Source organism: Pseudomonas sp. GG8, from assembly GCF_052976945.1.
Genome location: NZ_JBRIIP010000001.1, coordinates 1,357,571 through 1,384,157, shown reverse-complemented (window position 1 = coordinate 1,384,157; position 26,587 = coordinate 1,357,571). Strand labels below are relative to the sequence as shown.

The 26,587-nt window shown below is 57.4% G+C and carries 25 protein-coding genes; 7 read left to right on the top strand and 18 right to left on the bottom strand.

Going from position 1 to position 26,587, the window contains the following annotated elements:
* Window positions 1-188 precede the first annotated feature (188 nt).
* The 11 genes from astD to acs all read right to left on the bottom strand — a co-directional run bounded on the left by astD (window position 189) and on the right by acs (window position 13,291).
* Window positions 189-1,658, bottom strand: coding sequence for a succinylglutamate-semialdehyde dehydrogenase (astD, locus tag ACVBEG_RS06775; RefSeq protein WP_322182760.1), 1,470 nt, complete (start codon window positions 1,656-1,658; stop codon window positions 189-191).
* Window positions 1,655-2,680 carry an arginine N-succinyltransferase gene (gene astA, locus ACVBEG_RS06770; RefSeq protein ID WP_322180184.1) on the bottom strand — a complete coding sequence of 342 codons (1,026 nt, stop codon included), beginning with the start codon at window positions 2,678-2,680 and terminating at the stop codon, window positions 1,655-1,657. The genes astD and astA overlap by 4 nt, the downstream gene beginning before the upstream one ends.
* An 80-nt stretch (window positions 2,681-2,760) precedes the next feature.
* Window positions 2,761-3,777, bottom strand: a complete 1,017-nt coding sequence (gene aruF / locus ACVBEG_RS06765; protein WP_322180187.1) for an arginine/ornithine succinyltransferase subunit alpha — start codon at window positions 3,775-3,777, stop codon at window positions 2,761-2,763.
* Window positions 3,778-3,929: 152 nt separating this feature from the next.
* Window positions 3,930-5,150 carry an aspartate aminotransferase family protein gene (locus tag ACVBEG_RS06760; RefSeq protein WP_322180190.1) on the bottom strand — a complete coding sequence of 407 codons (1,221 nt, stop codon included), beginning with the start codon at window positions 5,148-5,150 and terminating at the stop codon, window positions 3,930-3,932.
* Window positions 5,151-5,429: 279 nt separating this feature from the next.
* A complete protein-coding gene (gene argR, locus ACVBEG_RS06755; RefSeq protein ID WP_322180192.1) occupies window positions 5,430-6,410 on the bottom strand; it encodes a transcriptional regulator ArgR in 981 nt (326 codons plus the stop codon).
* Between the two features lie 140 nt (window positions 6,411-6,550).
* Window positions 6,551-7,315, bottom strand: coding sequence for an ABC transporter ATP-binding protein (locus ACVBEG_RS06750; protein WP_322180194.1), 765 nt, complete (start codon window positions 7,313-7,315; stop codon window positions 6,551-6,553).
* Window positions 7,316-7,341: 26 nt separating this feature from the next.
* Window positions 7,342-8,454 (bottom strand): succinylglutamate desuccinylase/aspartoacylase family protein, encoded by a 1,113-nt coding sequence (locus ACVBEG_RS06745; RefSeq protein ID WP_322180197.1) that lies wholly within the window; start codon window positions 8,452-8,454, stop codon window positions 7,342-7,344.
* A gap of 3 nt (window positions 8,455-8,457) precedes the next feature.
* Window positions 8,458-9,156: an ABC transporter permease gene (locus ACVBEG_RS06740; protein ID WP_322180199.1), complete on the bottom strand. Its 699-nt coding sequence runs from the start codon at window positions 9,154-9,156 to the stop codon at window positions 8,458-8,460.
* Window positions 9,153-9,842, bottom strand: coding sequence for an ABC transporter permease (locus ACVBEG_RS06735; RefSeq protein WP_322180201.1), 690 nt, complete (start codon window positions 9,840-9,842; stop codon window positions 9,153-9,155). The genes ACVBEG_RS06740 and ACVBEG_RS06735 overlap by 4 nt, the downstream gene beginning before the upstream one ends.
* 96 nt (window positions 9,843-9,938) lie before the next feature.
* On the bottom strand, window positions 9,939-10,715 hold the full coding sequence (locus tag ACVBEG_RS06730; protein WP_322180203.1) for an ABC transporter substrate-binding protein: 777 nt from the start codon (window positions 10,713-10,715) through the stop codon (window positions 9,939-9,941).
* Between the two features lie 620 nt (window positions 10,716-11,335).
* Complete coding sequence (gene acs / locus ACVBEG_RS06725) at window positions 11,336-13,291, bottom strand: acetate--CoA ligase (RefSeq protein ID WP_322180205.1); 1,956 nt, start codon at window positions 13,289-13,291, stop codon at window positions 11,336-11,338.
* A 407-nt stretch (window positions 13,292-13,698) separates the two neighbouring features.
* Between acs and ACVBEG_RS06720 the strand changes: the two genes are divergently transcribed.
* Window positions 13,699-13,965, top strand: a complete 267-nt coding sequence (locus ACVBEG_RS06720) for a DUF2790 domain-containing protein (RefSeq protein ID WP_322180207.1) — start codon at window positions 13,699-13,701, stop codon at window positions 13,963-13,965.
* 236 nt (window positions 13,966-14,201) lie between these two features.
* Here ACVBEG_RS06720 and ACVBEG_RS06715 read toward each other — a convergent pair whose 3' ends face one another.
* Window positions 14,202-15,752: a sigma-54-dependent transcriptional regulator gene (locus ACVBEG_RS06715; protein ID WP_322215405.1), complete on the bottom strand. Its 1,551-nt coding sequence runs from the start codon at window positions 15,750-15,752 to the stop codon at window positions 14,202-14,204.
* Between the two features lie 267 nt (window positions 15,753-16,019).
* Between ACVBEG_RS06715 and phhA the strand changes: the two genes are divergently transcribed.
* The 6 genes from phhA to ACVBEG_RS06685 all read left to right on the top strand — a co-directional run bounded on the left by phhA (window position 16,020) and on the right by ACVBEG_RS06685 (window position 20,428).
* Window positions 16,020-16,811 carry a phenylalanine 4-monooxygenase gene (gene phhA / locus ACVBEG_RS06710; protein WP_447107506.1) on the top strand — a complete coding sequence of 264 codons (792 nt, stop codon included), beginning with the start codon at window positions 16,020-16,022 and terminating at the stop codon, window positions 16,809-16,811.
* A gap of 14 nt (window positions 16,812-16,825) precedes the next feature.
* Window positions 16,826-17,182: a 4a-hydroxytetrahydrobiopterin dehydratase gene (locus ACVBEG_RS06705; protein ID WP_447107505.1), complete on the top strand. Its 357-nt coding sequence runs from the start codon at window positions 16,826-16,828 to the stop codon at window positions 17,180-17,182.
* Window positions 17,182-18,372, top strand: coding sequence for an amino acid aminotransferase (locus ACVBEG_RS06700; protein WP_322180215.1), 1,191 nt, complete (start codon window positions 17,182-17,184; stop codon window positions 18,370-18,372). The genes ACVBEG_RS06705 and ACVBEG_RS06700 overlap by 1 nt, the downstream gene beginning before the upstream one ends.
* Before the next feature lie 105 nt (window positions 18,373-18,477).
* Window positions 18,478-18,735, top strand: a complete 258-nt coding sequence (locus tag ACVBEG_RS06695; RefSeq protein ID WP_322180217.1) for a hypothetical protein — start codon at window positions 18,478-18,480, stop codon at window positions 18,733-18,735.
* A 146-nt stretch (window positions 18,736-18,881) separates the two neighbouring features.
* Window positions 18,882-19,070 carry a hypothetical protein gene (locus tag ACVBEG_RS06690; RefSeq protein ID WP_322180219.1) on the top strand — a complete coding sequence of 63 codons (189 nt, stop codon included), beginning with the start codon at window positions 18,882-18,884 and terminating at the stop codon, window positions 19,068-19,070.
* 149 nt (window positions 19,071-19,219) lie between these two features.
* Window positions 19,220-20,428 carry an MFS transporter gene (locus ACVBEG_RS06685; RefSeq protein WP_322180220.1) on the top strand — a complete coding sequence of 403 codons (1,209 nt, stop codon included), beginning with the start codon at window positions 19,220-19,222 and terminating at the stop codon, window positions 20,426-20,428.
* 51 nt (window positions 20,429-20,479) lie between these two features.
* Here the strand turns inward: ACVBEG_RS06685 and arfB are convergent, their stop codons facing one another.
* The 6 genes from arfB to ACVBEG_RS06655 form a co-directional block, all read right to left on the bottom strand.
* Window positions 20,480-20,893, bottom strand: coding sequence for an alternative ribosome rescue aminoacyl-tRNA hydrolase ArfB (arfB, locus tag ACVBEG_RS06680; protein ID WP_323566332.1), 414 nt, complete (start codon window positions 20,891-20,893; stop codon window positions 20,480-20,482).
* 7 nt (window positions 20,894-20,900) lie between these two features.
* On the bottom strand, window positions 20,901-22,310 hold the full coding sequence (locus ACVBEG_RS06675) for an amino acid permease (RefSeq protein WP_322180224.1): 1,410 nt from the start codon (window positions 22,308-22,310) through the stop codon (window positions 20,901-20,903).
* 270 nt (window positions 22,311-22,580) lie between these two features.
* Entirely contained in the window at window positions 22,581-23,990 is a 1,410-nt protein-coding gene (gene rluB / locus ACVBEG_RS06670; protein ID WP_322180226.1) for a 23S rRNA pseudouridine(2605) synthase RluB, read from the bottom strand.
* Between the two features lie 291 nt (window positions 23,991-24,281).
* A complete protein-coding gene (gene scpB / locus ACVBEG_RS06665; RefSeq protein ID WP_322180228.1) occupies window positions 24,282-25,055 on the bottom strand; it encodes an SMC-Scp complex subunit ScpB in 774 nt (257 codons plus the stop codon).
* Window positions 25,056-25,130: 75 nt separating this feature from the next.
* Entirely contained in the window at window positions 25,131-25,829 is a 699-nt protein-coding gene (locus tag ACVBEG_RS06660) for a segregation and condensation protein A (RefSeq protein WP_322182762.1), read from the bottom strand.
* A 120-nt stretch (window positions 25,830-25,949) separates the two neighbouring features.
* A complete protein-coding gene (locus ACVBEG_RS06655; RefSeq protein WP_322180230.1) occupies window positions 25,950-26,579 on the bottom strand; it encodes an L-threonylcarbamoyladenylate synthase in 630 nt (209 codons plus the stop codon).
* Window positions 26,580-26,587 lie beyond the last annotated feature (8 nt).

Sequence of the window (26,587 nt, the reverse complement as noted above, 5' to 3'; positions counted from 1 at the left end):
GGATTTCTATAGGAGATTTGCTCCATCTCCGACGCCGCGCTGTCGCGCAGCAAGCTCGATCAACTGCAGGAGCTGACTTGTCTGCGATAAGGTCGGAACGACCTTCCAGCGATAGTGCATTCACTATTTTTGCTAGCGTTCCGCACTAGATCGCAGCGGGACGCGTAGTTACGAGTCAGCTCCTACGGTTATGAGAGACGTATCCCCGGTGTCAACGCTGCCGGCAAACTGATACGAGGCGCTTCCAGCGAAGCCACCGGGTACGCGCAATAGTCGGCCGCGTAATACGCACTGGCGCGATGGTTACCCGAAGCCCCCACGCCACCGAACGGCGCACTGCTGGCAGCGCCGGTCAATTGCTTGTTCCAGTTGACGATACCGGCACGGCTCTCCAGCCAGAACTGCTCATAACGCGCTTCAGAGTCCGACAACAAACCCGCAGCCAACCCGTATTGGGTGGCATTGGCTTGCGCAATGGCCGCATCAAAATCAGCATAGCGGATCACTTGCAGCAGCGGCCCGAACAGCTCCTCATCGGGGCGATCAGCGACATCGCTGACATCCAGAATCCCTGGCGTCAGCAAGGCTGACTGCGCCTGTGGCTGGGTCATTTCCAACAACGCCACGGCGCCATTGGCCAGCAGATGTTCCTGAGCGTCGAGCAAAGCACGCGCAGCCCCCAAAGAAATCACCGAACCCATGAAGGGTGCTGGTTGCTGATCGAACGCGCCGACTTCAATCGTGGCGGTGACGGCTACCAGACGCGCAAGCAAGGCATCGCCCCACTCGCCTTCAGGCACCAGCAAACGGCGGGCACAGGTACAACGCTGTCCGGCGGAGATGAACGCCGACTGAATCACGGTGTAGACCGCCGCATCGAGGTCTTCGACCTGATCGACAATCAGCGGGTTATTACCGCCCATTTCCAGGGCCAGTATCTTGTCCGGGCGCCCGGCGAATTGTTGGTGCAACAGGTTACCGGTACGGCTGGACCCGGTGAAAAACAAACCGTCGATCCCAGGATTGGCCGCCAACGCAACGCCCGTTTCCCGCGCACCTTGCAAAAGGTTCAATACACCCGCTGGCAACCCGGCCTCAATCCAGCACTTGACCGTCAACTCAGCGACTTTGGGTGTCAGCTCGCTGGGTTTGAACAGTACGGCGTTGCCCGCCAGCAGCGCCGGAACGATATGCCCGTTCGGCAAATGCCCCGGAAAGTTGTAGGGACCAAAGACTGCTACCACGCCGTGAGGCTTATGGCGCAGCACAGCGGTGGCGTCGCCCAACGGGCTGCTCTTCTCGCCGGTGCGCTCACGGTAGCTCTGCACCGAAATAGCGATTTTATTGATCATGCTGGTAACTTCGGTGGCCGACTCCCAGAGCGGCTTACCGGTTTCTTCACCGATGCAATGGGACAGTTCGTCCGCATGGGTTTTCAGGCTCGCGGCAAACGCTTCCAGCACCGCGATTCGCTCGTCCAGTGAGCGCTTGGCCCAGGCTGGAAATGCCTGACGCGCAGCCCGCACAGCCTCATCGACTTGAGCGGCCGTTGCGCCCTGCCCGGTCCACACCACGTGCTGAGTGACGGGATTCAACGACTCAAAACGCTCGCCCTGCCCGGCTTGCCAGGCACCCGCGATATAAAGCGTACTCATCAGATAGCCTCCCTTGCAGCGGATAAAGGCACCGCACGAACTTGATCGCCTGCGCTCAATTGCAGGCGCTTTGCGGTCAGAGGGTCGACGACCAATGTGCCAGCAGCTAACCGTGCAGGCGCGGCGGTGATGCGACAGTCTTCGCGCTTGCGGTTGTGAATCAGGAATGGCGTGGCGTCATCGCCCGGCGTACCGACAGACAGCACCAACGCCTGGCTATCGTGCACGGCACGGATCTTCGAGGTTTCGCATTCCACAGCAGGGCCGGCGTCGAAAATATCGACATAGCCCTGATAGCTGAAGCCTTCGCTTTTCAGCATTGCCAGCGCAGGCTCGGTGTCGGGATGTACACGACCAATGATGTTGCGTGCCTCTTCGGAGAGGAAGCAGGTGTACAGCGGGAACTTGGGCATCAGCTCGGCGATGAACGCCTTATTACCCACGCCCGTCAGGTAATCAGCCTGGCTAAATTCCATCTTGAAGAAGTGCCGACCCAGGCTTTCCCAGAACGGTGAATGTCCCGCTGCGTCGGACATGCCACGCATTTCAGCGATGATCTTGTTGCCGAATAATTTCGGGAATTCGGCAATGAACAGCAATCGCGCCTTGGCCAACAAGCGACCGTTAAGGCCGGTGCGGGCGTCGCTGCGCAAGAACAGTGAGCACAGCTCGGAGTTTCCGGTCAGGTCGTTGGCCAGAAACAGCGTCGGAATTTCACGATAGATCTTCAATTCCTGAGACGCGCTGACCGTCAGGCCGACACGGTAGTTGTACCAGGGCTCACGCAGACCCACAGCACCTGCGATGGCAGAAATCCCCACCACCTGACCGTCATCGTCTTCGAGGACGAACAGATAGTCCGCGTCGGCACGCTCGGCCTCGCCGCGAAAGGTTTTCTCGGCCCAGCCGACCCGATGCGCCAGGCGCTCTTCATTGGCTGGCAGCGTCGTCAGGCCTGGACCTGTGGTGCGCGCCAGCTCGATCAGCTTCGGTAAGTCGCTGCTGCGTACGGGACGAACGATCATGCTATCTCCTCAACCGGACGCCCTTGGGAGCCCGCGAATCTCGCTAAACCTGCAAACCAGACACTGAATGGCCGGATCTGTTAAACCGCAACAATGCGTACGCTGGCACCTTCGCCGACGCCCAGGGCCTCGGCAGCTTCCAGACTCAAGTTCACCGGTTTTCCCGGCGCCCAATCGAGTTCCAGGAGCACGGCGCGGTAGTCCTGCAACTGGCCATTGGCAACCAGATACAGTCGTCCACCCTTGCCCATTTCACCCATTTTCACGGGCACCACTCGGCTCTGGGCAATCGAACGAATGCCGGATACTCGCGCATGCAAAGTCGGGCCACCGTCGAAGATGTCGATGTAGTGATCGGTCTCGAAACCTTCGCGCATCAGGATGTCGAAAGTAATCTGTGCGCGCGGGTGAACCTGGCCCATGGCCTCTTGCGCGGCATCGGGTAGCAGCGGTACGTAGATGGGGTAATGCGGCATCAGTTCGGCGAGGAATGTCCGGCTTTTCAGGCCGCACAGGCGCTCGGCCTCGGCATAGTTCAGGTCAAAGAAGTTGCGCCCGATGGCATCCCAGAATGGCGAGTCGCCATGTTCATCGCTGTAGCCAACGATTTCCGTCACCACCGAATCGGCAAAACGCTCCGGGTGGCTGGCGACAAACAGCAGTCGTCCACGAGAGTTGAGTTCCGACCAGTTTGTACCGACCAACTCAGGCACCACATAGAAACTGGTCAGCAGGCTGTTGCCGGTCAGGTCGTGACACTGCGACAGCACATGAATCTTGTTATGGATCTTCAGTTCACGCGACGCATGAACGAAGGTCTCATTTCGGAAACTGTAGAAAGGCTCGGAATACCCCGCCGAAGCGACGATCCCCGAACAGCCGACCAGCCGCCCGGTTTCGCTGTCTTCTAGGACAAAGAAATAGCTCTCTTCGCCGTTGAAGCTGACTTCAGCAGCAAACGATGCTTCCGAAGCCGCGATTTTGTCAGTCAAACGACCGGCATCATCCGGCAGGGAAGTGACACCAATCGGGCTGTCTGCAGCCAGACGCTGTACTTCGCCCAGATCAGCCATTTGCGCGGGGCGCATCACCAGCATGGTGTCACTCCTTACCAGAAAAACAGGCCGACATCAGTCAGCGCAGAAAAAATTACCGCGTGGCCTACAAAAGCCCACCCAGTACGAGAAAGAAGCCCGGCGCCGGCCTTTATGGCCAACGCCGGGGTACAGCATTGTGTATCAACCGTTCATCAAGCCTGAGTCAAGGTGGCGATGGCACGCTCGAAACGGTCCAGCCCTTCGTCGATATCGGCTTCGGTCACCACCAGACTCGGTGCGAAACGGACAACATCGGGGCCGGCTTGCAGGACCATCACGCCTTCTTTTTCAGCGGCGTTGAAGAAGTCTTTGGCCTTGCCTTTCCAGGCATCGCTGAGGACGCAACCGAGCAGCAGACCCAGGCCACGCACCTGAGTGAATACGCCGTATTGCTCACCGATGGCTTCAAGACGGGTCTTGAACAGTTCGCGCTTGGCTTTCACGCCCGCCAGGGTTTCCGGGGTGTTGACGATATCGATCACCGCTTCGGCCACCGCACACGCCAGCGGGTTGCCGCCATAGGTGGTGCCGTGGGTGCCGACGGTCAAGTGCTTAGCCAGCGCTTCGGTGGTGAGCATCGCGGCAATCGGGAAACCGCCGCCCAGGCTCTTGGCGCTGGTGAGGATGTCCGGGGTCACGTCGTAGTGCATGTAGGCGAACAGTTCACCTGTGCGGCCCATGCCGGTCTGCACTTCATCGAACACCAGCAGTGCATTGTGTTCGTCACACAGCTGGCGAGCGCCTTGCAGGTACGCCAATTCGGCAGGAATTACGCCACTTTCGCCCTGAACCGGCTCCAGTACCACGGCACAGGTCTTGTCGGAAATGGCTGCTTTCAATGCATCCAGATCGTTGTACGGAACGTGGGTAATCCCCGTAATTTTCGGACCGAAGCCATCGGAATACTTGGACTGGCCGCCCACGTTCACGGTGAACAACGTGCGACCGTGGAAGCTGTTGATCGCGGCAATGATTTCGTATTTTTCCGTGCCGTACAGGTCAAATGCTACTCGGCGCGCCAGCTTGAAAGCCGCTTCGTTGGCTTCGGCACCCGAGTTACAGAAGAACGCACGATCAGCGAACGTGGCATCAACCAGCTTCTTCGCCATACGCAAAGCGGGTTCGTTGGTGAATACGTTAGAGACATGCCACAGCTTATTGGCTTGCTCGGTCAAGGCGCTGACCAACGCCGGGTGGGCATGGCCAAGCACATTCACGGCGATCCCGCCGGTAAAATCGACCAGTTCGCGGCCCGATTGATCCCACACTCGGGAACCCGCACCGCGCACGGGGATAAAACCCGCAGGCGCGTAGTTAGGGACCATCACCTGGTCGAAATCGGTGCGTTGCACCTGAGCATGCTCAACGGACATCGGAGTCTCCTGAAGAGGAACGCCTGCCTGAAACTGGCAAGCGATGGGAGGATTGTAAGGACTGATTTCGGTCTGGCCTTGCCGCCAAGCGACAACTTGTTACAACGCCAAACCGTGTTTTTCCGTGGCTTTCGGCAATGCGACATATAGCGTCGGAAAAAAGCAGTTTAAACGTTTTAGTGGTGTGTCTGACATGCCGCCTTCGCGAATGAATCCCCGCAGGATATCTACGCAACGTGTGGGAGCTAATTCATTCGCGAAGGGGCCATCAGCAACAAATCACCCGCGCTCGGAAGGCACCGATGACAACTCGAACGGGCTACTGCTGCGGCGCTGGTTGCGGTCTTCGCGCGGGGTGGCGCCGAAGAAGTTGCGGTAGGCGCTGGAAAAATGCGGTCCTGATGAAAAACCGCAGGACAAGCCGATCTGGATGATCGACTTACTGGTCTGCATCAGCATCTGTCGTGCCTTGTTCAGGCGCAGCTCCAGGTAATACTGGCTTGGGACACGATTGAGGTACTGCTTGAAGATCCGCTCCAATTGCCGACGTGAAACACACACGTGTTGGGCTATCTCGTCAGTGGTCAACGGCTCTTCTATATTGGCTTCCATCAGCAGCACAGCCTGAGTCAGCTTCGGATGGCTGGAGCCCAAACGGTTTTGCAGCGGAATACGCTGACGCTCGCCACCCTCGCGGATGCGCTCTACCACCAGTTCTTCCGACACAGCGCCCGCCAGCTCGGCGCCATGATCACGCGCCAGCACCGCCAACAGCAGATCAAGCACCGAAAGACCGCCACACGCGGTCAGACGATCACGGTCCCAGTCGAACAGATGACTGGTGGCGATCACTTTCGGAAAACGCTCGGCAAAATCATCCTGCCAACGCCAGTGCACCGCAGCACGATAACCGTCGAGCAGACCGAGCTGGGCCAGTGGATAAACACCGGCGGATAAACCACCGATCACACACCCGGCACGCACCAATTGTTTGAGCGCACTGCTCAACACCGACGTCATTTGCGCCGGCGGCTCATCGGCCAGCAGAAACAGCTTCTGACAACCTTCCAGACGCCCGGCCCAAGGCTCGCCGGGCAATTGCCAGGCGCCTTCGACCGGCGGCTCAGCTTGCAAGAACAATAATTCGTAAAGCACTTCTGGATGGACGCGCTGTGCAACACGCAAGGCTTCCTCGGCCAGCGCCAGCGTCATGGCTTTAGTGCTGGGCCAAATCAGGAAACCAATTCGATGGGCAATCATGGCGTACAGTCCGAAACGTTTCGCGGTTGTGGGTCGAGCATCAGTGCGCTCGATCTTTATTAAGGTGAAACCAGGTCATGAATCAAGAGGGCCGAATCATGACCTGTTTTGGTGCGTAAGGCATCGTTAAAACGTTTAGATTATTTCAGACTGCCGGACAAGAATTGCTGAAGCCGTTCAGACTGCGGGTTGACCAATACTTCACGAGGATCGCCCTGCTCTTCCACCACACCCTGGTGCAAAAAGATCAACTGGTTCGACACTTCACGAGCAAAGCCCATTTCATGGGTAACCACCACCATGGTCCGGCCTTCCTGTGCCAGCGCCTGCATCACCTTGAGCACATCGCCTACCAGTTCCGGGTCAAGCGCAGAAGTCGGCTCATCGAACAGCATGACCTCCGGCTCCATCGCCAATGCACGGGCAATCGCAACACGCTGCTGCTCCCCGCCGGACATATGCCCTGGGTAAGCGTTCTTGCGGTGCGAGACACCCACCTTGGCCAGGTAGTGCTCAGCCTTTTCCAGCGCGTCCTTTTTCGACATGCCGAGCACATGGATCGGTGCTTCGATGATGTTTTCCAGGGCCGTCATGTGTGACCAGAGATTGAAGTGCTGGAACACCATCGACAGGCGCGAACGCATGCGCTGCAGCTGCTTGGGGTCAGCGGCCTTCAGGGCGCCATCCTTGCTTGCCACCAGCTTCAGCTCTTCGTTGTTCAGCAGGATTTTGCCTGCATGGGGCTGTTCGAGCAGATTGATGCAGCGCAGAAAGGTGCTTTTACCCGAGCCACTGGAGCCGATGATGCTGATCACGTCCCCAGCCTTGGCCGTCAGGGAAACACCCTTGAGCACTTCATGACTGCCATAGCGTTTATGCAGGTCTTGGACTTCCAGTTTGTTCATGCTTTCGGTTCTCACAAAACAGTCAGTCAGTCGCTGAGCAGGCGCCCGTGGCGGAGCGGTGTACGCCCTGCCACTTTGGCCAGCCAGAAACCAGGTTGGGCGTAACGTAGCCGTTCAGTTGCATACAGCACGCCGGACGTGCCGGCACACACCGTACTGACCCGATCGGACAAGGGATCGATGACTTCGAACAACGGTTCGCCGACGTCAACCCATACGCCTGCGCGGCGCAAATAAGTCACTACGCCGGGATGGGGCGCAAAGTGCAGGTACGTGCCTTCGAACGGCATCCCTTCGCACGCCTCGTATGCAGGTTGCGGCCAGTCACCGCCGATAAAACCCTGCTCGGCAAGGAACGCCAGAATGCCTTCGGCGTGTGCCTGAGCCTCATCCCTGCCGGTGTCGGCTTGCCCGCCCAATTCAAGGGTCGTGGCCAGACACGCCAACAATATCTGCGCCTCAGGAAAAATCTGTGACAGACGCAACCATGGCAGCGAACACGCTTCATCAAAGGAGCTGCCGCCAGACTCCTCCGCCAGCAAGGCGACGCTCACGTTCAAGTGCGCCGACAGCGACCGCCACTGCGGCCAGTGCTGCGGCAAGGCATACATATGCAGCGCCGCTTCGGCGTCGCAATGCAGGTCCAGCACCACATCGGCGGTACAGGCATGGCTCAGGAGTAAACGCTGCAGCCCCTGCAACTCGCTGCCCGGCGCCGGTAACGCGTCCAGAACGAAGGTCATTGCCTGACGGATCAGGCGGGTATTGGCATGCGGATCATCGCCCAACTGGCCTTTCAGCAGCTCGGCCACCGACGCGCCCAGTTCGGGAAAATCACGGTTGAAATTCTTGCCGCTGCCAAACTCGAAACGTCCTTGATGAGCACCTTGTAGCAACTGCCCCAGGCCAATGGGATTGGCCACTGGCACCAACTCGATGACACCCTTGAGCATCCCTTGCTCTTCGAGTTGCATCAGGCGTTTTTTCAGCTCCCAGGCTGTGCGCATGCCCGGCAATTCATCGGCGTGCAGGCTGGCCTGAATATAGGCCTTGCGCTCGCCGCTACCGAATCGGAACACGCTCAACTGACGCTCGGTGCCGAGGCTGCTCCACGGCAATGAATGATCGATACGTTGCATGGTTCAGGCCCTGCGTGGGGCTAGGTAGCCCAGCCAGCGACGTTCGGCCATCTTGAACAGTCGCACGAGAATAAAGGTCAGACACAGGTAGAACGCGCCGGCGGTGATGTAAGCCTCGAACGGCAAGTAGTATTGAGCGTTGACCGTACGCGCCGCGCCAGTGATGTCAATCAAGGTCACGATGGACGCCAGACTGGTGGTCTGCAGCATCATGATCACTTCATTGCTGTACTGCGGCAGCGCCCGGCGCAAAGCTGAGGGCAGCAGAATCCGCCGGTACATTTTCGAGCGCGACATGCCCATGGCCTTGGCCGCTTCGATCTCGCCAGCCGGTGTCGACCTTAAGCTGCCGGCAATGATTTCGGCGGTGTAGGCGCTGGTATTGATCGCGAAAGCCAGGCAGGCGCAAAACGTCGCACTGGACAGCCATGGCCAGAAGACACTGTCGCGCACGGCCTGAAACTGAGCCAGCCCGTAGTAGATCAAAAACAGTTGTACCAGCATCGGCGTGCCGCGAATCACGTAGGTGTACAGCCAGGCAGGCATGTTGACCCACTGCTGTTTCGACACGCGCATCAGGCCCAACGGCAAAGCGACGAGCAGACCGAATACCAGGGAAATGGCCAGTAACTTGAGGGTGATCAGCAGACCACCGAAGTACAGCGGCAAGCTTTCCCAAATGACGTTGTAGTCGAAGATCATAGATCAGCCGCCCTTACGCCTACCGAGTAGCGCTTCTCAAGATAACGCAGGGCGAGTAACGAAACGCTGGTGATCACCAGGTACATCGCCGCCACTGCCAGGAAGAAAGTAAAGGGTTCGCGGGTAGCATCTGCTGCCTGCTTGGCCTTGAACATCATGTCTTGCAGACCGACCACGGAAATCAGCGCAGTGGCCTTGGTCAGTACCAGCCAGTTATTGGTAAACCCGGGGATCGCCAGGCGAATCATCTGTGGCACCAGAATCCGGAAGAACACTTTGAAGCTGCTCATGCCGTACGCCATGCCCGCCTCAGCCTGGCCCTTGGATATAGCCATGAACGCACCCCGAAAGGTCTCCGACAGGTACGCACCGAAGATGAAACCCAGCGTACCGATACCGGCCAGCAGCGGGTTCAGGTCAATGTAGTCGTCATGACCGAGTAACGGTGCAATACGGTTGAGCAGAGCCTGGCCGCCATAGAAAATCAGCAGGATCAAGACCAGGTCCGGAATCCCGCGAATTACCGTGGAGTACAGGTCACCCAACCAGGCCAGCCAGCGCACCGGCGACAAACGCAATGCCACGCCAATCAAACCGAGGACGATCGCCAGGGCCATAGACGACAAGGCGAGCTGCAGCGTCAGCCATGCGCCATCGAGGATGACAGCCCCGTAGCCTTTCAACATGATTCAGGTCCTCAAGCATGAGAATGAAAAATGGCGCCAACCAGACAAGTGCAGAGCCACTGCTGCTAGCGCCATTGCGAGTGTTACGCGATGTACTTACTCGCCGTAGATATCAAAATTGAAGTATTTGTCCTGAATCTGCTTGTACTTGCCGTTGGCACGAATCGCAGCGATGGCCGCGTTGATCTTGTCCAGATCAGCCTTGTCGCCCTTACGCACAGCGATACCGATGCCGTCGCCGAAGTATTTGGTGTCGGTGAACGCAGGGCCCGCAAAGGCATAACCCTTGCCTGCGTCGGTATTGAGGAAACCGTCTTGCAGCAAGGTCGCGTCAGCCAGGGTGCCATCAAGGCGGCCAGCGGCGACGTCCAGGTAGATTTCATTCTGCGAGCCGTACGGCTTGATCTCGGCGCCCAGAGGCTCGAGTACTTCCTTGGCGAAACGGTCATGAATCGAACCGCGTTGTACGCCGATTTTCTTGCCTTTCAACTCAGCGAGATTTGCGCTGATGACGGTGCCGTCTTTCATGACCAGACGTGCAGGCGTGTTGTAGTACTTATTGGTGAAATCAACCGACTTCTTGCGATCTTCAGTGATGGACATCGAGGACAGGATGGCGTCGATCTTGCGCACTTTAAGCGCCGGGATCAGACCATCGAACTCCTGCTCGACCCACGTGCACTTGACCTTCATTTCTTCACACAGGGCATTGCCGATGTCGTAATCGAAACCAACGATGCTGCCGTCCGGGGCTTTGGAGGCAAAGGGAGGGTACGCAGCCTCGATACCGATTTTGAATGGTTTTTCATCAGCGAACGTCGGCTGTGCCAACACGGACAGCGCCAAGGCGCCGAGAAGCATGAGTTTCTTCATTATTAGGACTCCGTCGGTTTAGGGCGACAAATGGCAGAGTGAGCGATGGCCCAATATGCGAAGGGTCAGCATGGATAGCGACGCCGAGCCGGTCGTGTCGGACCTTTCACACGAAAAGTCACACGAAAAGCCTTTAGCGATTGATTGGCATTTTAACGACAGGCCCGAAGTCGATATTTCTTCAATGCGACAACTAGTTATAGAAGCACCGAGAAAGCAGACCCGAAATATTGACAGGCCTTGCAGATTATGCAAAGCCAAAAGACATAGAACCGATCTATATTGCAAATTGCGGGCCTATTATTGGCAAAGGCTTCTATTCCGGCAAGTCTGGCGTATCGACTTGTTTTCAGGGTGCTGGAAATTGCACCCGAATCCTGCGGGGCGTTCCTCTCGGCCCCGAAAGAGAGCAGACGGTTACACATTTGGTTACCTGGCTGCGCGCCGGTAACAAAGAAGAGGTACCGGTGGTGAAGCCGATATATATCTCTTTCCGAGTTTGGATTTGTGGGAACAAATGTATTCTCGAATGGCTTTGCGCAACGCGCTCGGGCACCCAATAGCGCACACAAAAACGCCCCGCCAGGTTTACACCGGGCGGGGCGTTTCTCAGCCTGGGATCAGGCGGCATTCATAGTCTTGTGCTCATTGATCAACTGCTGCACGACACTCGGATCAGCCAGGGTAGAGATATCACCCAAGCCGTCGTATTCCCCAGTGGCAATCTTGCGCAAGATACGGCGCATGATTTTGCCAGAACGAGTCTTGGGCAACCCTGGCGCAAACTGGATGAAATCCGGCGAAGCGATCGGACCGATTTCCTTGCGCACCCAGTTTCTCAACTCCAGGCGCAGTGCTTCGCTTGGCTCTTCGCCGCCATTGAGGGTGACGTAGACATAAATACCCTGCCCCTTAAGGTCATGCGGTACGCCGACCACAGCGGCTTCGGCGACTTTCGAGTGGGCAACCATCGCACTTTCGATTTCAGCGGTACCCATGCGGTGCCCGGAAACATTGAGCACATCATCCACGCGCCCAGTGATCCAGTAGTAGCCGTCTTCGTCACGACGTGCGCCGTCACCCGTAAAGTACATGCCACGAAAAGTCTTGAAGTACGTATCGACGAAACGATCATGATCACCGTACAACGTGCGCGCCTGACCCGGCCAGGAGTCTAGGATGACCAGGTTACCTTCAGCCGCGCCTTCGATCAGGTTACCCAGATTATCCACAAGCCCCGGCACAACGCCGAAGAATGGTCGCGCTGCCGAACCCGGCTTGAGCGCGTGCGCGCCTGGCAGCGGGCTCATCAACGTGCCACCGGTTTCGGTCTGCCACCACGTGTCGACAATCGGGCAGCGGCCCTTGCCGACGGTGTTGTAGTACCACGTCCAGGCTTCCGGGTTAATCGGCTCACCGACCGAACCGAGCAGGCGCAGGCTTGAACCGTCCGCGTCTTTCACTGCCGCCTGACCTTCGGCCATCATGGCGCGAATGGCAGTCGGTGCGGTGTAGAGGATATTGACCTTGTGCTTGTCGATGATCTTCGACACACGCGTAATGTCCGGGTAGTTCGGCACCCCTTCGAACAACAACGTGGTCGCGCCATTGGCCAGTGGGCCGTAGACAATATAAGTGTGCCCAGTGACCCAGCCCACGTCGGCGGTGCACCAATAAACTTCACCTGGCCTGTAGTCGAATACACGCTCATGGGTCAGCGCGGCATACAACAGATATCCCCCCGTAGTGTGCTGAACGCCTTTGGGTTTGCCGGTGGAGCCCGAGGTATAAAGAATGAACAGCGCCTCTTCGGCACCCATTTCTTTGGGCGCGCAATGGCTGGACGCAACCTTCATCAGGTCTTCGTACCAAATGTCGCGATGCTGGTGCCAAGCGATGTCGCCGCCCGTGCGCTTGCAGACAATAATCTTCTGCACGCTGGCGGTTTCCGGATTGGTCAGCGCCAGGTCGACGTTAGCTTTCAACGCCGTGCGTTTGCCGCCACGCAGACCTTCGTCTGCGGTAATGACGACTTTCGATTTGCAATCAATGATCCGCCCGGCCAGCGCTTCGGGCGAGAAGCCACCGAACACGACTGAGTGGATTGCGCCGATCCGGGTACAGGCCAACATGGCGACCACAGCTTCGGGGATCATCGGCATATAAATAGTGACTACATCGCCGCGGTGCACATCCTGGCCGCGCAATGCGTTGGCGAACTTGCAGACTTCTTCGTGCAGCTCGCGATAGGTAATGTTGCGGTGTTCGGAAGGATCGTCGCCTTCCCAGATGATTGCGATCTGATCGCCGCGCTCGGCCAAATGGCGGTCCAGACAGTTATAGGAAACGTTCAACGTACCATCGGCGAACCATTTAATATCGACATGATGGTCATCGAAGGAGGTCTGTTTGACCGTGGTGAAAGGCTGAATCCAATCCAGGCGCTGGGCCTGCTCCCGCCAGAAGCCATCAGGATTGACCACCGACTGCTGATACATGGCCTTGTAGGTTGCCTCATCGGTCAGCGTTGTAGCCGCAACCTCTGGACGCACAGGATAGACGGAAGCCGCACTCATCGTTGTTACCTCGGTGGATAGTTGTTGTTTTATGATCCCGTTGTATCTTCCCTGCCCCATTCAGGCCATTCGACGATGGTCTTACCGGTCGCAAGCAAGCCTACTACTATAGACCCCTACTCTCCTGCGATGATATGCCACGCCTCTCCGCGACGATCTGTCGCGCCACTGATGATGGATGCCGTCATTTTTCGTGCCTCGATTGTTACAGGTTTCATCAATAGTCTTTATCAAAACACTTCATATATGAACCCACCCGACAGGCCTATAATTTATCTCGCCAACCGGCAAACGATTAACACGTAACAGCCCCCACAACGGCATGTTAATCAACGTGTAAACTTAGTGACACGCCTGGCTCCATAAGAGCCAGGCACTCCCTCACGACAGCAATAAGGACATTAGAAATGAAAGTTGCATTGATGGTCATGGCCCTGAGTAGTTTTAGCGTTGCTGTGATGGCGGCCGAAACAACCGCCGTGGCAGTCAACTCGACGTCTCCCGTGGAGGAATACACGTACGCCACTCATCTGGACATCGCCAAAGTCGTTTCGATGAGCGACATCCCGAACGTCTGCGAGGTCGTTCCCGCGCGTATGACGTACGAAGACTCGAAAGGTGTAGAGCACGTGCTTGAGTATCGCGTCATGGGTAACGGTTGTATTGATGGTTGATTCATCTGCACACTGCCCTCAGCTACCACGTCAACGCCTCTTGGAGCAATCCAATGTGGCGTTGACTGCATTTAGAATGCCCGTTTATTCAATCGACGTCTGATAGACATTTTTTGAGGCGCACCATTAACGTTTCCCACCGACATGCACGGTAAGTTTATTCGTACAGTGACTAATGCTCTTATTACTAAATAGGCACCAGGCTTTATAGCGTTTCACGCTTGCCCTGTTCATGTTTATTTATCCACGTGATATTCACGCAACTTGTTGGCGATGGTCGTGTGCGATACACCTAAACGCTTACCCAGCTGCCGGCTACTTGGGTATTCCGAATGGAGGCGTTCCAACACCGCTTTTTCGAAACGCCCGACGATTTCATCCAGCCCCCCTTCCAACGAAAAATCCCCCAATGGCTGGCGCATACCGTAGTCCGGAAGTCGTATATGTTCGGCGCGGACGATACCGTCTTCGCACAGAGAAACTGCCTGAAACAGGACGTTTTCCAGCTGCCGCACATTACCGGGCCAACGGTAATGGCTCAAACGCTCCATGGCGGCGGGCGCCAGTTTGGGCAAAGGACAGCCAATCTGCCGGCTTGCCTGATCAAGAAAGTAGTCAACCAGCAGGGGTAAACCGTCCAGACATTCGCGAAGCGGCGGGATGTGCAGCGATAGCACGTTGAGCCGATGGTAAAGATCTTGGCGAAACTCACCTCTGGCGCACAATTCAGACAGATCAACCTGCGTCGCACACATCACCCGCACATCCAGGTAAACCTCTTCATCGCTGCCGACCCGGCGGAAGCAGCCATTTTGCAGGAAGCGCAGCAGCTTGACCTGCAGGCGTGAACTCATCTCGCCGACACCATCAAGGAACAGCGTGCCGCCTGCGGTCAGCTCCAGCAACCCCAGCTTGCCTTCGGCCCGCGCACCTTCAAATGCGCCGGGGCCATAACCAAACAGCTCGGTTTCGGCCATGGATTCCGGGAGTCCAGCGCAATTGAGCGCCATCAACGGCGATTGCCCACGCGGACTGGCGAGGTGGCAGGCCCGCGCCAACAACTCTTTACCCGTCCCCGTTTCGCCTTCAATCAGCAACGGAGCGTCCAGGGGGGCCATGCGTCGAGCCTCGCGGACAACAGCGGCCATGACCCTGGAACTTTGAAAAATACTGTCGAAGCCGCGCAGTTCTTGTTTGCGCACCTGGTAAATCCGCTCGCCGACCCGATCTGCGCGGTGCAGGGTCAACACTGCACCGGCCATGGCTTCGCTGTCATCGTGCTCCGATTGCAACGGCGCGATATCGGCAAGAAACACATCACCCTTGACCTTGACCCGCAGCCCGTTGATTCGTGATTTGTTGGTGCGAACCAGTGCCGGCAAATCGAAATCTTCGGCGTAGCGCGACAATGCAATACCCGGCACTTCATCGACCCGCACACCCAGCAGCTGCGCCGCCGCGCGGTTAGCCGCGACGATGGAGCCGCGCATGTCGATAGACAACACGGGGAACTCCAGCGCGCCCAGCAGTGCATTAAGCTCCATGTGCCGACGTTCGCTGGGCATCAACCCGACGCGCTTCACTCCAAACACACCGCCAATTGCCTCGAACTTGGGACGCATCGCCTGAAATTGCAGATTGATCAGGTTTGGGCAATGCAGATAAATCGCGTTGCCATGCTCGCCGCCCACTTCACCACGCGCCACGTTGACCCCGTACTCGACCAACAGATTAAGGATGTCGCGAAGGATGCCGATGCGGTTTTGACAGTGCACTTTGATACGCATGAACGGTTCAATCCTGTCTGTCGGGCTGATATTTTTCAGTGTGCCTAAATTATCCGTAACGATTATCTGACAGCAAGCGTGCAAATCACATCATTCCGACGCAAGGATTACGGCGCAGCTGCGATTTCGTAAACTTATCGTTACGAAAAGCAGTCTATTCTTTAAGGCATACCCTATTCCACCTGCTGTCAGGACGAATCGTTTGCGTTATCTCTAGAGCCATAACAGCTCCTTATAACAACAACGAATTGCCCTCAGGAGAGCAACATGACGCAAACGCATTACGTCGCTCGCGAGCCCGACGCGAAAGGCTTTATCGACTACCCACCTGCCGAGCATATGGTGTGGAATACCCTGATCACTCGACAACTGAAGGTGATCGAAGGCCGCGCCTGTCAGGAGTACCTTGAAGGGATCGAACAACTCGGACTGCCCCTTGATCGCATCCCGCAATTGGGTGAAATCAATAAAGTCCTCGGCACGGCCACGGGCTGGCAAGTCACTCGCGTCCCGGCCCTGATTCCGTTCCAGACCTTCTTCGAATTGTTGGCCAATAGACAGTTCCCGGTGGCAACGTTCATTCGCAGCGAAGCGGAACTGGACTATCTGCAAGAGCCGGACATTTTTCACGAGATTTTCGGTCACTGTCCGCTGCTGACCAACCCGTGGTTCGCCGAGTTCACCCACACCTATGGCAAGCTCGGCCTGAGTGCTACCAAAGAACAGCGCGTCTACCTTGCGCGCCTGTACTGGATGACCATCGAGTTCGGCCTGGTCGACACGCCGCAAGGCCGTCGAATCTATGGTGGCGGCATTCTGTCTTCACCCAAAGAAACGGTTTACAGCCGGTCGTCCGCGCCGGAACATCAGGCGTTCGATCCACTGGATGCAATGCGCACCCCGTATCGGATCGATATCCTTCAGCCCTTGTATTTTGTCCTGCCAAACCTGAAACGACTGTTCGACCTGGCCCACGAAGACATCATGGGCATGGTCCAGCAAGGCATGCAGCTAGGTCTGCACGCACCGAAGTTCCCACCCAAACCCAAAGCTGCCTGATCAGGAACCCATTTATGAGCACTCTTAACCAAGCCCATTGCGTAGCCTGCCGCGCCGATGCCCCACACGTCAGCGATGAAGAATTGTCGATTCTGATCAAGCAGATCCCGGACTGGAACATCGAAGTACGCGACAGCGTGATGCAGCTGGAAAAAGTCTTCCTGTTCAAGAATTTCAAGTTCGCGCTTGCGTTCACCAACGCTGTCGGCGAAATTGCCAAAGCCGAGGGTCATCACCCTGGCTTGCTCACCGAATGGGGCAAAGTGACCGTGACCTGGTGGAGCCACTCGATCAAAGGGCTGCACCGTAACGATTTCATTATGGCCGCGCGTACTGACGAAGTGGCCAAAAGCGCCGAGGGCCGCAAGTAATGCATTTCAACGACATCCAGCGAGTGCCCGGTGACCCGATTCTCGGATTGATCGACGCTTACGCGGCTGATCCGAACCCGAACAAATTCGACCTTGGCGTCGGCGTCTATAAAGATGCATTGGGCCTGACCCCGATCCTGCGCTCGGTCAAGCTGGCCGAGCAGCGCTTGCTGGACACACAAACCACCAAAACCTACATCGGCGGTCATGGCGAGCCTCGCTTTGGCGCGCTGATCAGCGAGTTGGTGCTGGGCAAGGATTCGCCGTTACTGGCAAGCAAGCGCGTCGGCGCGACCCAGACACCAGGCGGTACCGGCGCCCTGCGTCTGTGTGCTGACTTTATCGCTGACTGCTTGCCCGGGCGCGGTATCTGGCTGAGCGACCCGACCTGGCCAATCCATGAAACCATCTTCGCCAAAGCCGGGCTTATGGTCAGTCATTACCCGTACGTGGGCAGCGATAATCGCCTTAACGTCGAGGGGATGCTCGCCACCTTGAATCAGGTGCCACGTGGTGACGTCGTGCTGCTGCATGCCTGCTGCCACAACCCCACCGGCTTCGATCTGTCCCACGACGATTGGCGGCAGGTGCTGGACATCGTGCGCAGTCGCGATCTGCTGCCATTGATAGATTTCGCGTACCAGGGTTTTGGCGACGGTCTGGAGCAAGATGCCTGGGCAGTGCGTCTGTTCGCGGAGGCTTTGCCCGAGTTACTGATCACCAGCTCCTGCTCGAAAAACTTCGGCCTGTACCGCGAACGTACTGGCGCCCTGCTGGTGTGTGCCAGTACTGCGGACAAACTGCTGGATGTACGCAGTCAGCTTTCTTCAATTGCGCGAAACCTGTGGTCGAACCCGCCAGATCATGGCGCAGCCATCGTTGCCGAAATCCTCGGCGATCCCGAGCTGAAGAGCCTGTGGGCCGATGAAGTGGAAGAGATGCGCGGACGTATTGCGCAACTGCGCGCAGGCTTGGTCGAAGCGTTGACCCCACTGGGCCTGGGAGAGCGTTTCGCCCATATCGGCGTGCAACGCGGCATGTTCTCCTACACCGGCCTGAATGATGATCAGGTTGCGCGATTACGCCATGAACACAGCGTCTATCTGGTCAGTGCCGGGCGCGCCAATATCGCGGGGATTGATGCCTCGCGCCTGGATCTACTGGCCCAAACCATCGCTGCCGTTTGCTAAAACCGATCACTTGCCGCGTCAAACATCGCGCCCTATAGGGGCGCGACTGCGTTGTGCCGTTATGGTTCGCCATTCATCGTGCCGTGTGTCTTTAAGTGACAAAAGGTGGTCATAAAAAACCTGTTTGTCATTTCCAGTGCTGTATCCTGCCCAAGCTTTTTAAAAGCACTGATCTTTCCAGCAACCTTCAATCAGATCTTGCGCGGAGCGACGACGATGCATGAAATCCCGAACTTTCCTTTCCCAAGCCTGCCAAAACCTGAGCAGATCCCCTCAGCGCACCAAGAGCCAAACAAAAAAACCGAGTTGAAGGCCAGCCCTGCCAAAACTGAAGACAGCCGCAACGTCAAACACAGACACTGACGGCGACTTTTCCAGGCCGTATACCAAACCCGTGTTCTTTACCTGGTTTCATACGGCCTGTTATACCTGCCACACCCGCTGCAGATAGCGTCCCCAAACAAGACCACGCCCAAGCAAAACAGCCTTAAACAACAGTGGAACCTGCCATGACCGACCTCACCGACACCCACGCCAGCGTCGTAATGGGCATCACTGAGAAGATGATCGACATCTGGAGTCGCCTCAACGCCGAAAAAAAGGCGGCGCTGCTCAAGCGTTTCGGCACCCAGGAAAATGCGCTGGCAGCCTTGGTCGCTTCGCAATTGCTCGCACCCGCCAGTGACACCGCGTTATAAGCACGTTATTTCAACATTTTCCCTTCTCCCTCCCCTGCATCGCCTCAACCGCCGCTATCATAAGCAGCCTTCAGCGCGCCTCAAGCTGAAACGATTTTTCCGCTACACCTTGAGCATTTTCAACGCTGTCGCAACCGTGGATTTTACCCATGCAAGACACCCCGTCTGCTGCCTCACAACGACCTATGGCCGTTACGCTGCAGGTCGTTTCTATCGTCCTGTTCACGTTTATCGGTTATCTGAATATCGGCATTCCCCTCGCTGTCCTCCCCGGCTACGTGCACAGTGATTTAGGGTTTGGCGCCGTGGCCGCGGGCCTGGTGATCAGCGTGCAATACCTGGCCACGCTGCTTAGTCGCCCCTATGCAAGCCGCATCATCGACAACCTTGGCAGCAAAAAAGCCGTGCTTTACGGCTTGGCGGGGTGTGGTTTCAGCGGCGTGTTCATGCTGCTCTCGGCCTGGCTGCAAAGCATGCCGATACTCAGCCTGATCAGCCTGCTGATCGGTCGACTGGTGTTAGGCAGCGCGGAAAGTCTGGTGGGCTCAGGCTCGATTGGCTGGGGCATCGGCCGGGTCGGTGCGCAAAACACCGCCAAAGTCATTTCCTGGAACGGCATCGCCAGTTATGGCGCGCTTGCGATAGGCGCCCCCATGGGTGTGCTGCTGGTCCAGCAGCTCGGCTTATGGAGCATGGGCGTGAGTATCATCCTGCTCGCCGGTATCGGTTTCGCGCTGGCGTGGCCCAAGCAAGCCGCACCCATTGTTCATGGCGAGCGCATGCCCTTTCTGCATGTACTGGGCCGAGTGCTGCCTCACGGCACGGGGCTGGCGCTCGGTTCGATTGGTTTTGGCACCATCGCCACCTTCATCACCCTCTATTACGCAAGCCATAGCTGGCCGAACGCAGTGCTATGCCTGAGCCTGTTCGGCGCTTGCTTCATCGGCGCACGGTTACTGTTCGGTAACTTGATCAACCGCCTCGGTGGCTTTCGGGTGGCAATTGCCTGCCTGTCGGTGGAAAGCATTGGCCTGCTGTTGCTGTGGCTCGCGCCCACACCAACATTGGCGCTGGCCGGGGCCGCACTCACCGGTTTTGGCTTCTCGCTGGTGTTCCCGGCGCTGGGTGTCGAGGCTGTGAATCTGGTACCGGCCTCTAGCCGAGGGGCGGCGGTGGGCGCGTACTCACTGTTCATCGACCTCTCACTGGGTATTACCGGCCCCGTTGCTGGAGCGATTGCCGCTGGCTTTGGCTTTGCTTCGATCTTTCTGTTTGCCGCGCTGGCGGCCATGACCGGCCTGCTGCTCAGTGTCTACCTGTACCGACAGGCGAAGCCGATGCGGGATTACACGGTTTAGATTTTTGCTGCTGAGGAGATCGCCTTCGCGAAGGGCGTGATGCGGTCCTGCCTAGAAATCCACCTTGCCGCGCCCGGCCTTGATGCCGCCACGCTGGCTTTTGCTTTCAAGACGACGCTTTTTCGAGCCCAGGGTGGGCTTGGTTGGACGCCGTTTTTTTTCGACCTTGGCCGCATTGATGATCAACTCGCTCAGGCGTTCCAGTGCGTCGGCACGGTTCTGCTCCTGAGTGCGGTATTGCTGGGCCTTGATGACGATCACGCCGTCGCCGGTGATACGGCTGTCGCGCAACGCCAGCAACCGCTCCTTATAAAACGGCGGCAACGACGATGCATTGATATCGAAACGCAAGTGCACTGCGCTCGACACCTTGTTGACGTTCTGCCCACCCGCGCCTTGAGCGCGGATAGCAGTCAACTCGATTTCGGCATCAGGCAGATGCACCGCGTTGGAAATCACCAGCATAGAAGCACTACGTCAACACCTTCAGGCTAGCCGCATCACTGCGCTTGTTTTTGACGTTGTAACAAACCCACATCACCAGCAACCAGACCGGTATTGCGTAAACCGACACCTGAATGCCTGGAATCAACAACATGATGCCGAGGATGAACACCACGAAAGCCAGGCACAGGTAATTGCCGTACGGATACCACAACGCCTTGAACAGCGGCGTCTGGTGCGTACTTATCATGTGTTGGCGGAACTTCAGGTGAGAGTAACTGATCATCGCCCAGTTGATCACAAGCGTGGCCACCACCAGCGACATCAGCAGTTCCAGCGCATTTTGCGGGACCAGATAGTTGAGCACCACTGCAACGAAGGTCACCAACGCCGACACCGCAATCGCCCGAACCGGCACACCACGCTTATCGACCTGCGCCAACGCTTTAGGTGCGTCGCCCTGCTCCGCCATGCCTAACAACATCCGGCTGTTGCAATAGGTGCCACTGTTATAGACCGACAAGGCGGCGGTCAACACCACGAAGTTGAGGATGTGAGCCGCCGTGTTGCTGCCCAGCATCGAGAACACTTGCACGAACGGGCTGCCGCTGTAGGCATCGCCGGATGCATTGAGGCTCGCAAGCAGGCTGTCCCACGGGGTCAACGAAAGCAGTACGACCAAAGCGCCGATGTAGAAAATCAGGATCCGGTAGATTACTTGATTGATTGCCTTGGGGATCACGGTTTTCGGTTGGTCGGCTTCTGCTGCGGTGAAACCGAGCATTTCCAGACCACCAAAAGAAAACATGATGATCGCCAATGCCATCACCAGACCTTTGACCCCATTGGGGAAGAAGCCACCGTGTTCCCACAGGTTACTCACTGCTGCTTGCGGGCCGCCGTTGCCGCTGACCAACAGGTAGCTGCCGAGGGCGATCATGCCGACAATGGCCACGACCTTGATGATGGCGAACCAGAACTCGGCTTCCCCGAACACCTTGACGTTGGCCAGGTTGACCGCGTTGATCATCACAAAGAACACGGCGGCCGAGGCCCAGGTCGGAATCTCTGGCCACCAGTAATGCACGTACTTGCCGACCGCCGTCAGCTCCGACATGCCGACCAAAATATAAAGCACCCAGCAGTTCCAGCCGGAGAGGAAGCCCGCAAAGCCACCCCAGTACTTGTGAGCAAAATGGCTGAAGGAACCGGCCACTGGCTCTTCGACGATCATTTCGCCAAGCTGGCGCATGATCATAAAGGCGATGAAACCGCAGATTGCGTAACCGAGAATCATCGACGGACCGGCCGATTTGAGTACGCCTGCCGAGCCGAGGAACAAGCCTGTGCCGATAGCGCCGCCCAGCGCGATCAACTGGATATGGCGGTTTTTAAGGCCGCGCTTCAGCTCGCCCGAATGTGAGTTTTGTTCACTCATTGATAGTCACCTGATTGTTATTGTCTGTGACGGAACCGAATCCACCGCGCTCATGACGCAGCGGAGTGCAACAAGGCGGATAGCCCTGAATGTGTTGGATGCGCAGTTACGCCGTTGAATCACAGAAAAAACGCGAGGTAGTGTACACCGCCGAAGTGACCCAGGCTTACTGGAAAGCTACTCGGTCGGTCAGCTATCGAGGGTAAGCGACAATCATCAAACAAAAAAAAGCCAATCTTTCGATTGGCTTTTTTTATTCACCGCACGCGATTACTGCGGCTTGCGACGACCAAAGCCAGGACGCTGACCAGAGCCTGCCGGCGGACCATTGCGCTTGCCCGAAGGCTTGCCATTGTCCACCAGAACAATGCCAGGGCGTTGCTGTTTAGGCTTGCCCGGACGCTTGCTCACATCACTAGGACGCTCGGCCACTGGCGTGCCACGGCTGTCGGAACGACCGGCAGCAGGGCGCGGAGTGCGTGGCGAATCGCCACGCGGTGCACGAGGAGAACGCTCGACAGAATCGCTGCGCGGAGTACGCGGAGCACTGTCACCGTCTTCACGCGGCTTGCGCGCTGGGCGATCAGCACCTTCGCTACGGCCACGCAACGGACGGTTAGCAGAGTCGGTACGCCCGGTAGCAGGACGTGGACCACGGCTCGACGAATCCGAACGCGGCCCTGCAGGACGCTGATCGCGACCCGTAGAATCCGCACGCGGACGATCACGTTCGCTGCCAGTCACCTGTGGTTGACGGGCTGGACGCTCGCCTGCCGGAGCCGGGTTGGCCGGACGCAACGTACGTACGCGCTCGCCTTTGCCCAGTGGGCGGGACGATTGACGCTGCAAACGTTCCATTTTGTCTTTGACCTTGGCGTTCATCTGCGGCTGAGCCACAGGCGTCAGGCCGACTTCGGCGCTGAGAACGTCGACTTCGTACTGGCTCATTTCGCGCCAGCGGCCCATCGGCAGGTCGGAGTTGAGGAACACTGGTCCGTAACGCACGCGCTTCAAGCGGCTGACCACCAGCCCTTGGGATTCCCACAGGCGACGCACTTCGCGGTTACGACCTTCCATCACCACGCAGTGATACCAGTGGTTGAAACCTTCACCGCCTGGCGCTTGCTTGATATCGGTGAAGCGTGCGGGACCGTCTTCCAGCACCACGCCGGTTTTCAGACGCAGCAGCATGTCGTCATCGACTTCGCCACGCACACGAACAGCGTATTCGCGGTCCATTTCAAACGACGGGTGCATCAAGCGGTTGGCCAACTCACCATCAGTGGTGAACATCAGCAAGCCGGTGGTATTGATGTCCAGACGACCAATGTTGACCCAGCGGCCTTCTTTAGGGCGCGGCAGGCGATCAAACACGGTCGGACGACCTTCTGGGTCGTCACGGGTGCAGATTTCACCGTCTGGTTTGTTGTAGAGAATGACGCGGCGTACCGATTCGGCGGTTTCTTCGCGCTTGATCACGCGACCGTCGATGGCGATGGCATCGTGCAAATCTACGCGCTGACCAAGGGTCGCGTCTTTGCCATTGACCTTGATTCGGCCTTGGCTGATCCAGGCTTCTACGTCACGGCGAGAACCTACGCCAATGCGCGCCAGAACCTTTTGCAGTTTTTCGCCTGCAGGACCGATTTCCTGGCTGTCTTGCTTGTCTTGTACACTCATCTGGGCACCTCCCGGTGTGTCGATAACAGATCGTGCTGAGAAATGGCGCGACCTGGTTGCTAAAATCTGATGACTTGAAGCCGTGCCTGATGACGAGGATAAATCGCCAAAAGGGCGCGAATCATACGCTCAAGGCGCGCGCTACGCATCAGAGACTCGTACAAATGCAGCGCCTTACTTCTTTTTCCGCCGACCGGTGGCGTTTAACCGGATCAATCGCAACACCGACTCTGCCAACACCGAGCGTTTATCGACCTTGCAGACGCTGATGCAAGACAGCCACGAGGATAATTATTTATCTTCAGGCACATCACGCTCATCTGCCTCAGGCTCAACCTCCTCACGCAACAAATCATCAAAGTCGGTCTTGAGACCCAGCTCCATCGAGTCGAGCTCGACCAGCAAGCTGCGGAAGCTGGTTTCATCACGCGGTGGCTCTGGCTCGGCGTCGGGGTCAAGGCTGGCATCGGCCAGGGCTTGCAGGCTGGCCGGAACCGGGGCGTCATCGAAATCGAGAATCGGCTCAGGCTCCAGTTCCCGCAGATCGGCCAGTGGCGGCAGGTCGTCGAGGTTTTTCAGGTTGAAGTGATCAAGAAACGCTTTGGTAGTGGCGAACATCGCCGGTTTCCCTGGCACGTCACGGTAGCCGACGATTCTGATCCACTCGCGCTCCAGCAGGGTTTTGACGATATGGCTGTTGACCGCCACCCCACGCACATCTTCGATCTCGCCCCGCGTGATAGGTTGGCGATAGGCAATCAGCGCCATGGTTTCCAGCATCGCCCGGGAATAACGCTGCGGCCGCTCTTCCCAGAGCCGTCCGACCCATGGCGAAAACCGCTCACGGATCTGCAAGCGATACCCAGAAGCCACTTCCTTGAGCTCGAAAGCCCGGCCTTCGCAAGATTTTCCCAGCAATTGCAGGGCTTTCTTGAATACCGGAGGCTCGGGACGCTCGCCCTCCTCGAACAGCTCGAACAGGCGTTCCAGCGACACAGGTTTACCGGAGGCCAGCAGAAAAGCTTCGAGCAGGGGGGCCAGCTCGCGCGGTTCGTTCAAATTCATCGTTTGGCTCTTTATCAGGCTCGCCGCGCTTCAGTCGTGCGCGTCTTTTATTTATTCAGCTATTCAGCTAAACCGCTATTCGACTCTCGCCCGGACATGGATCGCCGCAAAGGGTTCGTTCTGCACCAACTCGACCAAGGACTCCTTGACCAGTTCCAGAACCGCCATAAAAGTCACCACAACGCCCAAGCGCCCCTCTTCGGCCGTAAACAGCTCGGAGAACGGTACAAACCCGCCGCCCTTGAGGCGTTCAAGCACATCGCTCATGCGCTCCCGGGTCGACAGCGTTTCGCGACTGACTTGGTGGCTTTCAAACATGTCGCCCCGGTGCAGGACTTCAGCCATGGACATCAACAGTTCTTCCAGACTGACATCCGGCAGCAACCGGCGCGCACGCGCTTCGGGAGCATCCAGCCTGGGCACTACCACATCACGCCCTACCCGGCTCAAGCCATCGATACCTTCGGCGGCGGCTTTGAAACGCTCGTACTCTTGCAGACGACGGATCAACTCAGCGCGTGGGTCGTCTTCTTCCTGTTCAATCTCAGCCGAGCGCGGTAACAGCATCCGCGATTTGATTTCGGCGAGCATGGCGGCCATCACCAGATACTCGGCCGCCAGCTCCAGGCGCACGGTTTTCATCAATTCGACATAACCCATGTACTGACGAGTGATTTCCGCCACGGGAATATCGAGGATATTGATGTTCTGTTTACGAATCAGGTACAGCAACAAGTCCAGCGGACCTTCGAACGCGTCGAGAAAGACTTCCAGCGCATCCGGCGGGATGTACAGGTCCAGCGGCATGTGCATGACCGCTTGACCATAGACCATGGCGAACGGCAGCTCCTGCTGGGCATCCGCCTGGCTATCAACCGCCTCGGCCACTGTCATCTAAGGCTGACCCCCAAACGGTCGCGGATCGCCACAGCCCACCCGTATCACTTGCGGCTCGCCATCAGCCAGATTGATCACAGTGGAAGCCGAAATACCGCCGATGCCGCCATCAATGATCAGATCGACCTGATGCTCTAATACCTGACGCATCTCATACGGATCACTCAAGGGCACGGTTTCGCCCGGCATGATCAGGCTCACGCTCATCAGCGGCTCGCCCAGTTCCTCAAGCAGCGCCTGAGCAATGGGGTGGTTTGGCACGCGCAGGCCGATGGTCCGGCGCTTGGGGTGCAGGATCAACCGCGGGACTTCACGCGTGGCGTTGAGAATAAAGGTGTAAGGCCCGGGCGTGTGGTTCCGGAGCGCGCGGAACGCCGCAGTGTCGACCTTGGCGTAGGTCCCCAGTTGAGACAGATCGCAACACAACAGGGTGAAGTTGTGTTTGTCGTCCAGTTGACGCAAGCGGCGGATGCGCTCAATGGCGTTTTTGTCACCGATCTGGCAACCCAAGGCGTAGGACGAATCCGTCGGATACACCACCAGGCCACCGGCCTTGATAATCTCCACAGCCTGTTTTATCAGACGTGCCTGCGGGTTTTCCGGATGGACCTGGAAAAATTGACTCACGGTATCTT

What these genes read in the sequence shown, in the direction of transcription:
- astA (WP_322180184.1), bottom strand. Translation starts at nt 2,680, where the DNA reads ATGATCGTTCGTCCCGTACGCAGCAGCGACTTACCGAAGCTGATCGAG.
- aruF (WP_322180187.1), bottom strand. Translation starts at nt 3,777, where the DNA reads ATGCTGGTGATGCGCCCCGCGCAAATGGCTGATCTGGGCGAAGTACAG.
- ACVBEG_RS06760 (WP_322180190.1), bottom strand. Translation starts at nt 5,150, where the DNA reads ATGTCCGTTGAGCATGCTCAGGTGCAACGCACCGATTTCGACCAGGTG.
- argR (WP_322180192.1), bottom strand. Translation starts at nt 6,410, where the DNA reads ATGATTGCCCATCGAATTGGTTTCCTGATTTGGCCCAGCACTAAAGCC.
- ACVBEG_RS06750 (WP_322180194.1), bottom strand. Translation starts at nt 7,315, where the DNA reads ATGAACAAACTGGAAGTCCAAGACCTGCATAAACGCTATGGCAGTCAT.
- ACVBEG_RS06745 (WP_322180197.1), bottom strand. Translation starts at nt 8,454, where the DNA reads ATGCAACGTATCGATCATTCATTGCCGTGGAGCAGCCTCGGCACCGAG.
- ACVBEG_RS06740 (WP_322180199.1), bottom strand. Translation starts at nt 9,156, where the DNA reads ATGATCTTCGACTACAACGTCATTTGGGAAAGCTTGCCGCTGTACTTC.
- ACVBEG_RS06735 (WP_322180201.1), bottom strand. Translation starts at nt 9,842, where the DNA reads ATGTTGAAAGGCTACGGGGCTGTCATCCTCGATGGCGCATGGCTGACG.
- ACVBEG_RS06730 (WP_322180203.1), bottom strand. Translation starts at nt 10,715, where the DNA reads ATGAAGAAACTCATGCTTCTCGGCGCCTTGGCGCTGTCCGTGTTGGCA.
- acs (WP_322180205.1), bottom strand. Translation starts at nt 13,291, where the DNA reads ATGAGTGCGGCTTCCGTCTATCCTGTGCGTCCAGAGGTTGCGGCTACA.
- ACVBEG_RS06720 (WP_322180207.1), top strand. Translation starts at nt 13,699, where the DNA reads ATGAAAGTTGCATTGATGGTCATGGCCCTGAGTAGTTTTAGCGTTGCT.
- ACVBEG_RS06715 (WP_322215405.1), bottom strand. Translation starts at nt 15,752, where the DNA reads ATGCGTATCAAAGTGCACTGTCAAAACCGCATCGGCATCCTTCGCGAC.
- phhA (WP_447107506.1), top strand. Translation starts at nt 16,020, where the DNA reads ATGACGCAAACGCATTACGTCGCTCGCGAGCCCGACGCGAAAGGCTTT.
- ACVBEG_RS06705 (WP_447107505.1), top strand. Translation starts at nt 16,826, where the DNA reads ATGAGCACTCTTAACCAAGCCCATTGCGTAGCCTGCCGCGCCGATGCC.
- ACVBEG_RS06700 (WP_322180215.1), top strand. Translation starts at nt 17,182, where the DNA reads ATGCATTTCAACGACATCCAGCGAGTGCCCGGTGACCCGATTCTCGGA.
- ACVBEG_RS06690 (WP_322180219.1), top strand. Translation starts at nt 18,882, where the DNA reads ATGACCGACCTCACCGACACCCACGCCAGCGTCGTAATGGGCATCACT.
- ACVBEG_RS06685 (WP_322180220.1), top strand. Translation starts at nt 19,220, where the DNA reads ATGCAAGACACCCCGTCTGCTGCCTCACAACGACCTATGGCCGTTACG.
- arfB (WP_323566332.1), bottom strand. Translation starts at nt 20,893, where the DNA reads ATGCTGGTGATTTCCAACGCGGTGCATCTGCCTGATGCCGAAATCGAG.
- ACVBEG_RS06675 (WP_322180224.1), bottom strand. Translation starts at nt 22,310, where the DNA reads ATGAGTGAACAAAACTCACATTCGGGCGAGCTGAAGCGCGGCCTTAAA.
- rluB (WP_322180226.1), bottom strand. Translation starts at nt 23,990, where the DNA reads ATGAGTGTACAAGACAAGCAAGACAGCCAGGAAATCGGTCCTGCAGGC.
- scpB (WP_322180228.1), bottom strand. Translation starts at nt 25,055, where the DNA reads ATGAATTTGAACGAACCGCGCGAGCTGGCCCCCCTGCTCGAAGCTTTT.